Origin of the sequence: Nocardiopsis dassonvillei subsp. dassonvillei DSM 43111 (genome assembly GCF_000092985.1) — a bacterium.
GTDB lineage: Bacteria > Actinomycetota > Actinomycetes > Streptosporangiales > Streptosporangiaceae > Nocardiopsis > Nocardiopsis dassonvillei.
Genome location: NC_014210.1, coordinates 1548365 through 1563255 on the forward strand (window position 1 = coordinate 1548365; position 14891 = coordinate 1563255).

The window sequence follows — 14891 nt, forward strand, 5'->3', positions numbered from 1 at the left end:
CCCGGACCAGTGAGAAAGAGGAGTTCGGGTACGGTGCTCAACGACCCCAAAGCCCCCGCGACCCCGCCGGAGGACATCGGCCGCGTCCGCCGCCGCGTCACCGTCGCCACCGCCATCGGCAACTTCGTGGAGTGGTTCGACTCCGGCGCCTACGCCGTCATGTCGGCCACCATCGCGGTGCTGTTCTTCCCCAACTACGACCCCGCCGCCGCGCTGCTGGCGACCTGGGCGATCTTCGCCGCGGGGTTCATCGCCCGCCCCCTGGGCGCCCTGTTCTTCGGCCACTACGGCGACCGCATCGGCCGCAACCGCGCCCTGGCGCTGAGCGTGCTGTGCATGAGCGGGGCCACCCTCGCCATCGGCCTGCTGCCCACCTACGCCGCGATCGGCCTGGCCGCGCCCCTGCTGCTCCTGCTCATGCGCGCCGTCCAGGGCTTCTCCACCGGCGGCGAGTACACCGGCGCCTCCTCCTTCATCATGGAGTACGCCCCCGAGGGCCGCCGCGCCCGCTACGCCAGCGCCGTCCCCATCACCGTGGGCGTGGCCGCCGTCGTCGGCTCGGGCGTGGGCGTGCTGCTCACCGGCACCCTCAGCGAGGAGGCCCTGATGTCGTGGGGCTGGCGGGTGCCGTTCCTGATCGCCGGGCCGCTGGGCGCCATCGGCCTGTACCTGCGCTCCCGGCTCGACGACACCCCCGTCTTCCGCGAGATGGCCCGGGAGGACAACACCACCCGCAGCCCGCTGCGCGAGGCCTTCCGGGTCTCCGGCCGCCAGATGTTCACGCTCTTCGGCTACAGCATCACCAACGCCGTCGGCTACTACTTCATGAGCAGCTACATGATCAGCTACATGTCGGAGTCGCTGGACTACACCAAGACCCAGGCGCTCACCACCAGCGTGGTCGCGATGCTGGCGTACACGCTGATGTGCCCGCTCATGGCCAGGGCCAGCGACCGGTTCGGGCGCCGCCCCATGCTGATGACCGCCTGCGCCGGGTTCGTGCTGCTGACCTACCCCGCGTTCCAGCTCATGGGCACCGGGCTGGCCGGGGCGATGCTGGGCACCTCGGCGCTGGCCGCGCTCGTGGCGGTGATCGGCACCTCCAACGTGCCGATGATGGTGGAGATGTTCCCGGCCCACCTGCGCGCCAGCGGGTCGGCGGTCGGCTACACCACCGCCTACGTGCTCTTCGGAGGCACGGCGCCGTTCGTGGCCACCTGGCTGGTCGCCACCTCCGGCAGCGCCCTGACCCCGGCGTTCTACCTCGTCGGCGTCGCCGCGCTCAGCCTCCTGGTGGTGCTCACCCTGGTCCGCGAGACCCGGGACCTGTCCCTGCACCGCACCACGCTGGACTGATCCGCCCCGGGGACGCCTCCGAAGCCACACGGGCGTCCCCGGGGAGCAAATTCCCGGCCGCGGCGCGGACCGGCTGGTAGTTTCGCCGCATGCGCGAACGGCTGACGAACCTGGAACCACGCCTGCACGACGCGCTGGCGGCGTGGGGCGTCCACGCGACCTCGATCGACCACGTCCCCCTGGGTTTCGGCGACCACCACTGGAGCGTCACCGACACCGCGGGCCGCCGCTGGTTCACCACCGTGGCCGACCTCGCCCGCAAGTCCTTCCTCGGCCCGGACCCGGCCGCCGTGCGGCGGCGCCTCACCCGGGCCATGGACACCGCCGCCCGGCTGCACGACGACGAGGGGCTCGGCTTCGTCGTCGCGCCCCTGCGCACCCCGGGCGGGGACACCGTCGTCCCGGTCGGCGACGGGTACGCGCTCAGCGTCTTCCCCCGCGTGGGAGGGCGAGTCCGGAGACTTCGGCCAGGAGCTGTCCGCCGACCGGCGGGCCCGGCTCCTGGACACCCTCGCCCAGCTGCACCGCAGCGCACCGGGCGACGCGCCCGCCGTGGAGACCCGCCTCCCCGGCCAGGACCGGCTCGCCGCGCTGCTGGACCGCCCCGCCCGCCGTCGGCGACGCGGGGGCCCCCACGCCGGGCCCACCGCCGACCTGCTCGCCGAGCACGCCCCCGGCGCTGCGCGAGCGCCTGGCCGAGTCCGACCGCGGCGCGGCCGCCCTGGAGGACGCGGCGGCGGTCCTCACCCACGGCGAACCCCACCCCGGCAACCTGCTGTGGCGCGGCGACCGCCCGCTGCTGGTCGACTGGGACACCGTCGGCCTGGCCGCCCCCGAGCGCGACCTATGGCTGGTCACCGACGACCCCGCCGAACTGGAACGCTACGCCGAGGTCAGCGGGCACGAGCCCGACCGCGCACTGCTGGACCTGTACCGGCTGCGCTGGGACCTGCGCGACGTCGTCGAGTTCGTCGACTGGTTCCGCGCGCCCCACGAGGGAGGCCCCGACACCTCCCAGGCCTGGCGGGACCTGGTCCGCATCGTCGAACGCCTCGGCGCCGGGGAGCGGTCCGGCGCCCGCTGACGCTGCCCGGATCCGGCGGCCCGGCGGGTCGCGGCCCGCTCGCGCTGTTCGCGGTCGGTAACATCTCCCTGACTCTTGGCGACCGGAAAAGACCTGTTGTCGGTGCGGCCGGGCCGGAACCGGCCGACCGGGCACGCCACGGACCCGACCAGCTGTTGGAGCGACATGAACCTGCCCCTGAGCACCCGCGACCTGCCGCTGCGCGTCATCACGGGGGCGTTCGTCCTCAACTCCGGGCTGGAGAAGCGCGGCGCCGACGAGGAGGCCGCGCAGGGCCTGCACGGGATGGCGGCGGGGACCTACCCCTTCCTCAAGGACGTGGACCCCGTCACCTTCGCCCGGCTGCTGTCGGCCGGTGAGATCGCCCTGGGCGCCGCCCTGCTGATCCCCGTCGTCCCGAGCCGTGTCGCGGGCGCGGGCCTGACCGCGTTCGCCGCCGGGCTGCTCGGCCTGTACCTGCGCACCCCGGGCATGCGGCGCCCCCAGAGCCTGCGCCCGACCGAACAGGGGCTGCCCCTGTCCAAGGACGCGTGGCTGCTGGGGGCGGGGCTCAGCCTCCTGCTGGGCGGCGACACCGGTAGGGACCACTCCCGCGGCCCGCGGCGGTGCCGCCGCTGACGGTCGTGCCGACGCCGCTCGCGGTGTTCACCGGTCGGTCTCGACGGCGGGCACGAACACCCGCAGGGCCGCGTGCCGCTTGGTGAAGACCACCGTGCGCGAGCCCTCCACGACCTCGCCGTCCACGGCGAGCAGCCTGGGCTCGCCCGGGATGGTCAGCGTCAGCCCCGTGGTCAGCCGCTCGGAGTACCCCTCGCCGTGCGCGAACTTGCCCAGCAGCACGTCCGCGACGGCGCGCAGCCTCGGGAAGGGCGCCCGCGCGGTGAGCACCCGCACGTCCAGCCGCCCGTCGTCCAGCTGCTCGCGCAGCGCGGGCACCCGGCCGTGCGTGCGGTACTGGCAGTTGCCCACGAACGCCCACCACACCTTGGCGGGCTCGCCGTCCACGACCGCGGAGATCGGGCTCACCTCCCGCAGGTCCTGCCACAGGGCCAGCGCGAACGCGGGCCACTTGCCGATCCGCTCGGCCCACTTGTCGCGCCGGTCCACCATGCGCGGGTAGGAGCCGAAGGAGGACGTGTTGAGGAAGATCCGGCCGTCCACCTCGCCCACGTCCACCCGGGCCAGCCGCCCGTCGTCGAAGGCCCGCAGCGCGATGTCCACCGAGGACAGCCCCAGGGTGCGGGCGAAGTTGTTGAGGGTGCCGTCCGGCAGCACCAGCAGCGGGCGGTCGTGGTCGAGCGCCGCCTGCGCCCCGGCGTTGACGGTGCCGTCGCCGCCCGCCACCGCCAGCACCTCGCTGGTGCGCGCGGCCTGGTCCATGACCCCGACCACGTCGTCGTCGGCCGACAGCGGGATGATCCGCGCCTTGGGCAGCGCCCGCGCCACCCTGCTCGTGACGTCGGCCGCGGTCAGCCCGGGCACCGTGCCCGAGGCCGAGCGCGGGTTGACCACCACCGTCACCCCGCCGCCCTCGCGGTCCACGTCGGTCTCCCCGTCGGCGACGGTGCGCGCGCCGAAGACCAGTTCGGGCCGGGGCGGCACCACCGTTCCGGCGAGCAGGGCCGCGCCGCACCCGATGGCCACTCCGGCGAGCACGTCGCCGGGGTAGTGGACGCCGCTGTGCACGCGGGAGAACGCCACCCCGCCCGCCAGGAGGGCGACCAGCCCGGCCAGCGGCTTGGGCGCGTCGGTCATGACCCCGGCCGCGTAGGCCGCGGCCGCGGCGGTGTGCCCGGAGGGGAAGGAGGTGCTCGGGTAGGAGCGGTAGGGGCTGCGCGCGGCCGGGACGGCCGAGTTGTCCGGGCGGGTGCGCCCCGAGATCTGCTTGATCCCCGCCGAGACCAGGTTGGCGGTGCCCGCGGCCAGGATGGCGCGCAGGGCGGTGCGCCGCAGCCTGGGGCCGCCGGTGGCGGCGAGGGTGGCCGACATGAGGAACCACGGCGCCATGTTGTCCGTCGCCTGCACGAACTTGGGGGTGTAGGCGTCCAGGGACGCGGGTCCCAACCCCGTCACGTGGTCGTAGACCTTCTTGTCAGCCCGTTGGAGTCGACTCATAAGGCTCATTGCCCCAGATTGGGCAAAGCGCCGTCAGATGTCCATAAGGGCGCGCCCGCAGGAGAGCCTTCAGTGTGTTGATGACATCACACACGATGTTGGTTTCGGTGGGACGCGGTCGCCGGAAGCGCGATCCGCGCGGTGCCGTACGGCGCGACCGTCCCCGCCCCGGCTCCTTCGCTTTCGAGACCTTTTCGTGATGATGCGGACCAATCCGCCTGGTTCCCGGTACCGAATCACTTCCGCCACACAGACCCCGGAAGTGAAGAGGACGCATTGGGTACAGGGCAGCACACCCTCCACCGGCGCAGGGTCGCGGTCATCGGCTCCGGCGTCTCCGGACTGACGGCGGCGCACGTCCTGCACCGGGACGACGACGTCACCCTGTTCGAGGCCGACGACCGCCTGGGCGGGCACGCCCACACCCACCGGATCGACGGCGGACCGGGCGGCGAGATGCGGGTCGACAGCGGCTTCATCGTGCACAACAGGCGCACCTACCCCCACCTGCTGCGCCTGTTCGACGAACTCGGCGTGTCCACCCAGCCCACCGAGATGAGCATGTCGGTCAGCTGCCGGGGCTGCGGCCTGGAGTACGCGGGCGCGCGCGGCGTGCGGGCCATGCTCCCCAACCGGTCCCGGCGCAGCCCCGCCTACCTGCGCATGCTCACCGAGATCCCCCGCTTCCACCGGGCCGCCCGGCGCCTGCTCGCCGCGACCCCGCCCCCCGGCGCGGCCGAGCCCACCCTCGGAGCCTTCGTCCGCCACCACCGGTTCACGCCCTACACGGTCGCGCACTTCCTGCTCCCGCTGGTGTCGGCGGTGTGGTCCTGCCCGCCCGGCACCGCCACCGACTACCCCGCCCGCTACCTGTTCTCCTTCCTGGCCAACCACGGCATGCTCAGCGTGTGGGGCTCGCCCCGCTGGCGCACCGTCACCGGCGGCTCGCACTCCTACGTCGAGCGCGTCGCCAAGAACCTGCACGCGGTGCGCACCGCAACCCCGGTCACCTCGCTGGCCCGTACGGCACAGGGGGTGCGCCTGCGCGCCGGGGGAGAGGCCCTGGACTTCGACGCCGCGGTCGTGGCCACCCACGCCGACCAGGCCCTCGCCCTGCTCGCCGACCCCACCGACGCCGAGCGCGAGGTCCTCGGCGCCTTCGGCTACTCGCGCAACCGCACCCTGCTGCACACCGACGCCTCCGTCCTGCCCGCCGACCGCGACGTCTGGGCCAGCTGGAACCACCGCCTGGCCTCCTGCGAGCCCGACACCGGGCCCGTGCGCGTGAGCTACCACATGAACCGCCTCCAGCGCCTGGACGCCGACGAGCAGTACGTGGTCACCCTCAACGGAGCCGACGAGGTCGACCCCGACCGGGTCGTGGCCGCCATGGACTACGCGCACCCCGTCTACACCCCCGCCTCCCTGGCCGCGCAGCGGCGGCTGCCCGAACTCAGCGACCGGGTCGTCGCCTTCGCCGGGGCCCACCACGGGTGGGGCTTCCACGAGGACGGGTGCCGCTCGGGCGTCCGGGCCGCCGCGAGCCTGGGGGTGCACTGGTGACGCCCTCCCCGGCGCCCGCGCTGTACGAGGCCACCGTCCGCCACGTCCGCTCCGAACCCGTCCGCAACGCCTTCGCCTACGGCACCTACTACTGGCTGGTGGACCTGGACGACCCGCCGCGCCCGCGCTGGCCGCTGAGCGTCCTGGCCGGGTTCCGCGCGAAGGACCACGCCGTGGACGGCGACCGCGCACCGGTCGTCACCCGCGCCTCCGCTGAAGCCGGTGCCCCGACCGTCACCTGCGTCCCAGCCGGCACCGGCACCGGCACCGGTGCCGCGCGCCGCGACCGCGCCGGCGCCTGGGCGCGGGAGCTGCGCGCCGACATCGACGCCCTCCTCGCCGAGCACGGCGTGGACCTCGACGGCGGCCGGGTGCTCATGCTCGCCCACGCCCGCGTCCTGGGCCACGTGTTCAACCCCCTGACCGTCTACTGGTGCCACCACCGCGACGGCCGCCTCAGCCGCGTCGTCGCCGAGGTCCACAACACCTACGGCCAACGCCACCGCTACGTCCTGGACGTGGACGGCCGCGGCCGGGCCGAGGCGGACAAGGCCATGTACGTCTCCCCGTTCAACGCGGTGGACGGCCGCTACCGCCTCAGCCTCCCCGAGCCCGGTGAACGCCTCGCGCTCACCGTCGCCCTGCACCGCGACGGGCGCCCGCCCCTCACCGCCTCGGTGCACGGCGTCCGACGCCCCGCCACCACCGCGTCCCTGCTGATCAGGGCGCTGCGCCACCCCCTCGCGCCGCTGGTCGGCGCGCTGCGCATCCGGCGCCAGGGCATCGGCCTCTACCTGCGCGGACTGCCCGTCCAGCCGCGCGGGCGCACCCACACACCAGCGACCGAACGGAAGACCGGAACACGGCCATGACCACGACCAGCCCCCACACCCACCCGCCCCTGGACGCACGCCGCTGGCCCGACGTGGCCCGGGTGCCCGGCGGACGCCTGCGCGCGGCCGTCGCCCGCGCCATCGTCCGCCACGCCACCGCGCGCTCGGGCGTGCGCGTGCGCACCGGCTCCGCCGCGCCCGCCGCCGACGACGGCGCGCCCGTCCTGGAGCTGCGCGACCCCGACGCCTTCCACCGCCGTCTGGCCGCGGGCGGCCTCATCGGCTTCGGTGAGTCCTACATGGCCGGGGAGTGGGACTCGCCCGACCTGGTCGCACTGCTCACCCGCCTGGCCGCTGACTACGACAACCTCGTGCCGCGCCCCCTCCAGCCCCTGCGCCACGTCACCCTGCCCCGCAGACCCGCCTCGGACCGCAACACCCGCGCCGGGTCCAGACGCCACATCAGCCACCACTACGACCTGTCCAACGACCTCTTCGGCCTCTTCCTCGACCGGACGATGACCTACTCCTCCGCGCTGTTCGAGGACGGCGAGGCCCGCGACCGCGACACCCTGCCCCGCGCCCAGGAGCGCAAGACCGACCGCCTCCTGGACGCCGTGGGCGTGGCCGAGGGCGTCGAGCTGCTGGAGATCGGCACCGGCTGGGGCGAGCTGGCCGTGCGCGCCGCCCGCCGCGGCGCCCGCGTCACCACCGTCACCCTCTCCGCCGAACAGCGCGACCTGGCCGTCGAACGCGTCGCCGCAGCCGGGCTCTCCGACCTGGTCGACATCCGCCTGTGCGACTACCGCGACGTCACCGGAACCTACGACGCCGTGGTCAGCGTGGAGATGATCGAGGCCGTCGGCGAGCGCTACTGGCCCGTCTACTTCGCCGCCCTGGACCGGCTCGTGCGCCCCGGCGGACGCGTGGGCCTCCAGAGCATCACCATGGAGCACGCCCTGATGCGCGCCTCGCGCGGCTCCTACACCTGGATGCACAAGTACGTCTTCCCCGGCGGACTCATCCCCTCGGTCACCGCCGTCGAGGAGCGACTGCGGGCGGGCACCTCCCTGCGCATCACCGACCGGCTCTCCTTCGGCCGCGACTACGCCGACACCCTGCGCGTGTGGCGCGAGAACTTCACCGACGCCGCCGAACAGGTGGAGGCCCTCGGCTTCGACGCCACCTTCCGCCGCATGTGGTCCTTCTACCTCGCCTACTGCGAGGCCGGTTTCCTGTCCGGAATCATCGACGTCGAGCAGATCACCATGGAGAAGGCCCGATGAGCACCACCGCGACCCCCGCCCCGCCCCGCGGAGCCGCCCACTTCCTCGCGCCCCTGGCCGCCGGGCTGTTCAACGGCGTGCTCCCCGTCCGGCTGCGCGCCTGGGACGGCAGCGAGGCCGGTCCCGCCGACGCCCCGCTGGCCGTGCTGCGCGACCGCGACGCCCTGCGCCACATCCTGGCCCGCCCCGGCGAGCTGGGCCTGGCCCGCGCCTACGTCACCGGATCGCTGGACGTGGAGGGCGACCTCACCGACGCCCTGAGCCGGGTGTGGGCGAGCGTGCGCGAGAACGGCACCTCGCTGCCCGGCCCCGCCGAGTGGGCCCGCGCGGCCCGCACCCTCCTGGCCCTGGGCGTGGTGGGCTCCCCGCCGCCCGTCCCTCCGGCCGAGGCGCGCCTGCGCGGACGCCCGCACCCCAGCGAGCGCGACGCCGCGGCCGTCTCCCACCACTACGACGCCGGGAACGACCTCTACGAGCTGCTCCTGGACGAGTCCATGGCCTACTCGTGCGCCTACTGGACCAGCGACGACCCCGGCTACACCCTCGCCGACGCCCAGCGCGACAAGCTCGACCTCGTCTGCCGCGGACTGCGCCTGGGCGAGGGCGACCGCCTGCTCGACGTGGGGTGCGGCTGGGGATCGCTCACCCTGCACGCCGCCCGCCACCACGGAGCGCGCGTCACCGCCGTCACCCTCTCCGCGCGCCAGCGCGACCACGTCGCGGCCCGCGTCCGCGAGGAGGGCCTGTCCGACCTGGTCGAGGTGCGCCTCCAGCACTACCGCGACGTCACCGACGACGGCTTCGACGCCGTGGCCGCCATCGAGATGGGCGAGCACGTGGGCCGGGACGAGTACGCGCCCTTCGCCCGCCGCCTGCACGACCGGCTGCGCCCCGGCGGGCGCCTGCTGGTCCAGCAGATGTCGCGGCGCGGCGCCCAACCCGGCGGCGGCCCGTTCATCGAGCGCTACATCGCCCCCGACATGCACATGCGCCCCCTGGGTGAGACGGTCGGGCTGCTGGAGGGGGCCGGACTGGAGGTGCGCGGCGTGCGGGCCATGCGCGAGCACTACGTGCGCACCGCCCGCGCCTGGCTGGAGGTGCTGGAGCGCCGCTTCGACGAGCTGGTGGCCCTGGCCGGACCCGAGACCGCCCGCGTGTGGCGGCTCTACCTGGCCGGGGGCGCGCTCGCCTTCGAGGAGGGGCGCATGGGAGTGGACCAGATCCTGGCCGTGCGCCCGGACCGCGCCGGGAGCCGCTGATGGACGTCTCCGCGCTCCCCCTCACCCTGGGGCTGTCCGCCCCGGCCGTGCTGGCGCTCATGCTCGCGACCTTCGCCCTCGCGCTGCGCCTGGGCAGGCACAGCGTGGTGGACGCGGCCTGGGGGCTCGGGTTCACCGCCGTGGCGGCGGTCGGCGTCCTGACCGCCTCGGGCGACCCCGCCCGCTCCTGGCTGCTGGCCGGGCTCACCGCCGTGTGGGGGGTGCGCCTGGCCGTGCACATCGGCCTGCGGAGCCGGGGCAGGGGCGAGGACCCCCGCTACGAGCGCCTGCTGGACCGGGCTCCCGGCAACCGGAACGCCTACGCCCTGCGCGTGGTCTACCTGCTCCAGGGGTTCCTGGTGTGGCTCGTCGCCATGCCGGTCCAGGCGGCGGTGCACACCGGGGCGCCCCTCCTCGGGTCCCCTCAGGTGTGGCTTGCCGTCGCCGGTGCGGCCGTGTGGCTGCTGGGGTTCGTGTTCGAGACGGTGGGAGACGCCCAGCTGGCCCGGTTCAGGCGCGACCCCGCCAACAGCGGGCGGATCATGGACCGCGGCCTGTGGGCGTGGACCCGCCACCCCAACTACTTCGGCGACGCGTGCGTGTGGTGGGGGCTGTTCCTGGTCGCGCTGTCGGGGTCGTGGTGGGTGCTGCTCACCCTGCCCGCGCCCGTGGTGATGACCTACCTGCTGACCCGGGGTTCGGGCCAGCGGCTGCTGGACGAGCACATGGCCGGTCGTCCCGGGTGGGCGGAGTACGCCCGGCGCACGAGCGCGTTCGTGCCGACGCCGCCCGGCCGGGGCTGAGCCCCCGGGAAACGGACCCCCGTCCCGGTGCCCTCACGGAAGGGGGGAGGGCACCGGGACGGGCCGCCGGGGCGCGGCAGCCCGGTAGCCCGGCGCCTCGGTACCCCGGAACGCCCCCCGGACCCCCGGGAGCGCCCGGGGCGGTCAGCTCTGGTGCGGGACCACCACGGCGCGGCCGAAGACCTCCCCGGCCTCCAGCCTCCGGTAGGCCTCCAGGGCGTCGTCCAGGGTGAACCGCTCGACCTCCGGCCGGATCTGCCCCGCCCGGTACATGTCCACCACCTCCCACAGTTCTCCCACCGTCCCCCAGTAGGTGTTGGTGATGTAGGACTCGTAGGCGTTGGTGAAGAACGAGAACTCGTGCGTGCCGCCCGCGATCCCCACCACGGTCAGGCGCCCGCCCTGGGCCATCGACGCCGCCGCGGTCGCGATGGTCGGCGTGATGCCCACGAAGTCGAAGGCCGCGTCCACGCCCCGGCCCCCGGTGATCTCGCGGATCTCCTCGACCTGGCGTTCGCCCGCCCCCACGGTGACCGCGCCGTTGCGCTCGGCCCAGGCGCGCGGCTCGGCCTTGACGTCGGTGGCGATCACCGTCGCACCGGTCAGCGCCCGCAGGATCTGCACGCCGATCTGCCCCAGCCCGCCCAGGCCGATCACCAGGGCGTGCCGGCCGCCGCCCTCCAGGTGCGGCAGCGCCTGCTTGATGGCGTGGTACGGGGTCAGACCCGCGTCCGACAGCGGCGCGGCGTCGACGGGATCGGCGTCGCCCAGGGGGACCAGGTGGTGGGCGGGCACGGTCACGTACTCGGCCATCCCGCCGTCGCGCCCCAGCCCCACCGCCGCGTAGGGCATGGTCGCGGCGTTCTCACAGTAGGTGTCCTTCCCCTGCGCGCACATGCGGCAGTGCCCGCAGCCGATCGGTCCGTAGACCATGTAGGCCTCGCCGATCCGCACGCGCTCGCTCACACCGGGGCCGAGCGCCTCCACCCATCCGGAGTTCTCGTGCCCCAGGACGAACGGCGGTTTCTGCGCCCCCACCTGCCCCTCCTTGAAATGGCGGTACACGCTGACGTCGGAGTGGCAGGCGCCCGCTCCCGCCACCCGCAGGAGCACCTCGCCCGGACCCGGCTCGGGCTTGGGAACGTCGGTGAGTGACGGGAACCGCTCGTAGTTCTCGAAGACCACGGCTCGCATGGAGTACCTCCAGGCTCTCGCGGAGAGCGGACACCGGCGCGCACGACGACGGCACTCCCGGTGTCCGTATGGCCGCTCGACGCTGTCCGTCCAGTTCACGGCTGTCTGCCCACGCATCTACCCGAAAGCGTTCAGTCTTATTTGTCGGTTACATCCGGATTCTGTCGTGCACTGTACGGCTGGGAGTAGTGCCACCACCACGGAGCCGGGTGGTCGACGCCAGACCCGGTTCGGGGGGACAGCGCCATGGAGGCCGACCCCGTCGCGGACCTAGCGTGAGGAGCACCGTCCCCCACCTGTCGGCACCCGAACTTCCCCTGGAGAGTCATGATCGCGGCGGGCCCACGTCACGCTTCGCCTTCCACACCCCTGCGCTACGAGGAACGCGAGTGGCACGGCCTGCGGCTCCTGGCCCACGACGAGACCGGAGACGGGCGCATCGTCGAGGCGCTGGGGGACGTGGCGGCCGCCGACCACATCGTGGTCCTGGTCCCGGGCAACGACAACTACCTGGGCAACTACTTCGACGCCAACCGCCCCACCCGGCCCCGGGTCAACGGGGGGACGGTCCTGCGCACCATGCAGGCCCTCGCCCCCGGCGAGCGCTCCGCCGTCGTGGTCTGGGTCGGCTACGACACCCCGCGCGGCTTCGCGGAGGCCGCCTTCCGGGGCCCCGCCGAACGCGGAGCCGAGGACCTGGCCCGCCTGACGTCCTTCCTGCCCCGCACCGCCCGCATCACGCTGGTGGGCCACAGCTACGGCACCGTCGTGTGCGGACTGGCCCTGCGGCACGGGCGCGTGGACGACTGCGTGGCCCTGGGCAGCCCCGGCATGGGCGGGAACTCCGTCGCCGACCTGGGCTTCACCGGGAACCTGTGGGCGGCGCTGGGCCCCGCGGACTGGATCCGCTTCTTCCCCCGGGGCCGCTGGCGGGACCTGGGCCACGGGCCCTCGCCGCTGCGCCCCGGGTTCGGCGCCACCGCCTTCGCCACCGGCCCCATCCCCGGCCACTGCTCCTACTACACCGAGGGCAGCGAGTCGGTGCGCAACATCGCCCGTATCGGCCTGGGCCGCCACGCCGAGGTCACCCGGCCGGACGTGCCCGCCCAGCGGACCCGCCCGGGCCCGCGCCCGGCGCCCGGGGCCCCGGTCACGGAGGCCGCGTCGTGAGACCCGCCCGCACCCCCGCCGTCGGCGACCGCCCCGTCGACGGTCGCGTCACCGGTCACCGCGTCGCTGACGACCATGCCGACGGTGCCGTCCGCCGTGACCCCGCGCTCCCCGGCGCCGACCCCCGTGCCGCTGACGCCGGTGCCGTCCGCCGTGCCCCCGGGCGCCCCGCGGACGAGGACCCCGCCGAGGACCGGCGCGCCGTCCGCGGGCCCTCCCCCGAGCAGGGCGCCGTCCGCGGACTCTCCCCCGGCCACCGCGCCGCCGACCCGGTGATCCTGGCCCGGGACGTGCGCAAGTCCTATCCCGGAGCCCGCGGACGCGCCGCCCTGGACGGCTTCGACCTGGAGGTGCCCCCCGGCGCGGTGCACGCGCTGCTGGGGCCCAACGGCGCGGGCAAGACCACCGCCGTACGGGTCATGGCCACCCTGCTGCGCTTCGACTCCGGGCAGGTGCGCGTCGCCGGGTTCGACGTGGCGCGCCAGAGCGCGCGGGTGCGCTCGCGCATCGGCTTCGCCGGTCAGTACGCGGCCCTGGACGAGGTCCTCGACGGGCGGCGCAACCTGGAGATGTTCGCCCGCCTGCACCACCTGCGCGCGCGGGCGGCGCGGGCCCGGGCCGCCGAACTCCTGGAGCGGTTCGGCCTCACCGACGCCGCCCGCCGCCCGGTGCGCGAGTACTCCGGCGGCATGCGCCGCCGCCTGGACCTGGCCGCGAGCCTGATCCCCGACCCCGCCGTGCTGTTCCTGGACGAGCCCACCACGGGCCTGGACCCGCGCAGCCGCGCCGAGGTCTGGCGGGCCGTGCGCGACCTGGCCGAGGGCGGCACGACCGTGCTGCTGACCACCCAGTACCTGGAGGAGGCCGACCGCCTGGCCGACCGGATCTCGGTGGTCGACGCCGGAAGGATCATCGCCGAGGGCACCCCCGAGGAGCTCAAGTCCCGGGTCGGGGGCGGCCGGGTGGAGGCCGTGGTCGCCGACGCGGACGCGCTCTCGCCCGTCGGGGAGGTCCTGGGCCGCGTGGCCGGGGCCCTGCCCGAGGTGGACGCCGACGCCCTGCGGGTGTCGGTGCCCTTCGACGGCCGGGGCGCGGGACTGGCCAAGGTGGTGCGCGCCCTGGACGAGGCCGGTTTGGACGTGGAGGACATCGCCCTGCGCCGCCCGACCCTGGACGACGTCTTCCTGGGGCTGACGGGCCGTCAGGGCACGCGCGGGGAGGGTTCATGATGTCCGTGACCGAGGCGGGGCCGCCGGCCCCGGAGGAGGGAGGCGTCATGGCGTCCGTGACCGAGGTGGAACGTCCGGTTCCGGAGGAGCCCGGACCCCTGGCGCGGACGCGCTGGGCGGTGGCCGACACCTGGGTGGTGGCGCGCCGCTACCTGCTGCACCTGGTGTACAAGCCCGACGAACTCGTCGGCACGCTGATGGTCCCCGTCCTGGCCGTGCTGCTGTTCGGCTTCGTCTTCGGCGAGGCCATGGGCGCGGTCATGGACGCGCCCGGCGAGGAGTACCGCGAGTTCCTGATGCCGGGGCTGTTCGCGCTGACCATGGCCTTCGGGATCGGCAACACCACGATCGCGGTGGTCACCGACGCCGGGCGCGGCGTGGTCGACCGGTTCCGCACGCTGCCGATGGCCCCCGCCTCCCTCCTGGCCGGGCGCAGCCTGGCCGACGTGCTCTCCGCGGTGGTGGACCTGGCCGTGCTGGCCGGAATGGGGCTGCTGGTCGGCTGGCGGTGGCACGAGGGCCCGCTCTCCGCGCTGGCGGCCCTGGGGCTGCTGTTGCTGCTGCGCCTGGCCTTCACCTGGATCGGCATCTACCTGGGGCTGGTGGTGCGCAGTCCGGAGGCGGCGATGAAGTTCTTCTCGCTGGTCTTCCCGCTGGCCATGGTCGCGGACACCTTCGTGCCCACCGACACCATGCCGGACTGGCTGGTGCCGGTGGCCGAGTGGAACCCGTTGTCGGCGACGGTGATCGCGGCCCGCGACCTGTTCGGCAACCCGGTGGCGGCCAACGACTCCTGGATCGCGCAGAACGCGCTGCTCATGGCAGTGGTGTGGCCGCTGGTGCTGATGATGGTCTTCGTGCCGCTGGCGCTGCGGCGCTTCCGGCGGCTGAGCCGCTGAGGCACTGACACGGCGCTACCCGGAACGTCTCCGGTCCAGGCCGATGAGTTCTCTCAGCCTTCGGAGTCCGTACACACGAACGAACCGCACCGTGCGGATC

Annotated in this window: 14 protein-coding genes; 11 read left to right on the top strand and 3 right to left on the bottom strand. The window is 74.4% G+C overall.

The features are described from left to right. Nucleotides 1-33 precede the first annotated feature (33 nt). Nucleotides 34-1356, top strand: a complete 1323-nt coding sequence (locus NDAS_RS06220) for an MFS transporter (protein WP_013152292.1) — start codon at nucleotides 34-36, stop codon at nucleotides 1354-1356. 423 nt (nucleotides 1357-1779) lie between these two features. Here the strand turns inward: NDAS_RS06220 and NDAS_RS29635 are convergent, their stop codons facing one another. Beyond that, a complete protein-coding gene (locus NDAS_RS29635) occupies nucleotides 1780-2103 on the bottom strand; it encodes a hypothetical protein (protein ID WP_041552453.1) in 324 nt (107 codons plus the stop codon). Here NDAS_RS29635 and NDAS_RS29640 point away from each other — a divergent pair. Both NDAS_RS29640 and NDAS_RS06230 read left to right on the top strand, forming a co-directional pair. After that, complete coding sequence (locus NDAS_RS29640) at nucleotides 2078-2440, top strand: phosphotransferase family protein (RefSeq protein ID WP_341873978.1); 363 nt, start codon at nucleotides 2078-2080, stop codon at nucleotides 2438-2440. The genes NDAS_RS29635 and NDAS_RS29640 overlap by 26 nt on opposite strands. A gap of 165 nt (nucleotides 2441-2605) precedes the next feature. After that, nucleotides 2606-3058 carry a hypothetical protein gene (locus NDAS_RS06230; protein ID WP_013152294.1) on the top strand — a complete coding sequence of 151 codons (453 nt, stop codon included), beginning with the start codon at nucleotides 2606-2608 and terminating at the stop codon, nucleotides 3056-3058. Nucleotides 3059-3085: 27 nt separating this feature from the next. On the opposite strand, the gene NDAS_RS06235 is transcribed toward NDAS_RS06230, so the two are convergent. Next, on the bottom strand, nucleotides 3086-4555 hold the full coding sequence (locus NDAS_RS06235; protein WP_013152295.1) for a bifunctional phosphatase PAP2/diacylglycerol kinase family protein: 1470 nt from the start codon (nucleotides 4553-4555) through the stop codon (nucleotides 3086-3088). Nucleotides 4556-4831: 276 nt separating this feature from the next. Between NDAS_RS06235 and NDAS_RS06240 the strand changes: the two genes are divergently transcribed. From NDAS_RS06240 to NDAS_RS06260, 5 genes are read left to right on the top strand one after another with little or no spacing between them, the layout of a single operon-like run. Then, complete coding sequence (locus NDAS_RS06240; RefSeq protein ID WP_013152296.1) at nucleotides 4832-6118, top strand: NAD(P)/FAD-dependent oxidoreductase; 1287 nt, start codon at nucleotides 4832-4834, stop codon at nucleotides 6116-6118. Then, complete coding sequence (locus tag NDAS_RS06245) at nucleotides 6115-6990, top strand: DUF1365 domain-containing protein (protein ID WP_013152297.1); 876 nt, start codon at nucleotides 6115-6117, stop codon at nucleotides 6988-6990. Before NDAS_RS06240 ends, NDAS_RS06245 begins: the two co-directional genes overlap by 4 nt. Then, nucleotides 6987-8237, top strand: a complete 1251-nt coding sequence (locus NDAS_RS06250) for an SAM-dependent methyltransferase (RefSeq protein WP_013152298.1) — start codon at nucleotides 6987-6989, stop codon at nucleotides 8235-8237. Before NDAS_RS06245 ends, NDAS_RS06250 begins: the two co-directional genes overlap by 4 nt. Next, entirely contained in the window at nucleotides 8234-9496 is a 1263-nt protein-coding gene (locus tag NDAS_RS06255) for an SAM-dependent methyltransferase (RefSeq protein WP_013152299.1), read from the top strand. The genes NDAS_RS06250 and NDAS_RS06255 overlap by 4 nt, the downstream gene beginning before the upstream one ends. After that, the gene (locus NDAS_RS06260; RefSeq protein ID WP_013152300.1) at nucleotides 9496-10299 is read left to right on the top strand and encodes a DUF1295 domain-containing protein; all 804 of its coding nucleotides are present in this window, start codon (nucleotides 9496-9498) and stop codon (nucleotides 10297-10299) included. The genes NDAS_RS06255 and NDAS_RS06260 overlap by 1 nt, the downstream gene beginning before the upstream one ends. A 144-nt stretch (nucleotides 10300-10443) precedes the next feature. On the opposite strand, the gene NDAS_RS06265 is transcribed toward NDAS_RS06260, so the two are convergent. Then, the gene (locus tag NDAS_RS06265) at nucleotides 10444-11493 is read right to left on the bottom strand and encodes an NAD(P)-dependent alcohol dehydrogenase (RefSeq protein WP_013152301.1); all 1050 of its coding nucleotides are present in this window, start codon (nucleotides 11491-11493) and stop codon (nucleotides 10444-10446) included. Between the two features lie 327 nt (nucleotides 11494-11820). Here NDAS_RS06265 and NDAS_RS06270 point away from each other — a divergent pair, with 327 nt between their 5' ends. From NDAS_RS06270 to NDAS_RS06280, 3 genes are all read left to right on the top strand, one after another. Continuing rightward, the gene (locus NDAS_RS06270; RefSeq protein WP_013152302.1) at nucleotides 11821-12663 is read left to right on the top strand and encodes an alpha/beta hydrolase; all 843 of its coding nucleotides are present in this window, start codon (nucleotides 11821-11823) and stop codon (nucleotides 12661-12663) included. 272 nt (nucleotides 12664-12935) lie between these two features. Then, complete coding sequence (locus tag NDAS_RS06275) at nucleotides 12936-13892, top strand: daunorubicin resistance protein DrrA family ABC transporter ATP-binding protein (protein ID WP_013152303.1); 957 nt, start codon at nucleotides 12936-12938, stop codon at nucleotides 13890-13892. Nucleotides 13893-13939: 47 nt separating this feature from the next. Then, nucleotides 13940-14791: an ABC transporter permease gene (locus tag NDAS_RS06280; RefSeq protein WP_026338765.1), complete on the top strand. Its 852-nt coding sequence runs from the start codon at nucleotides 13940-13942 to the stop codon at nucleotides 14789-14791. Nucleotides 14792-14891 lie beyond the last annotated feature (100 nt).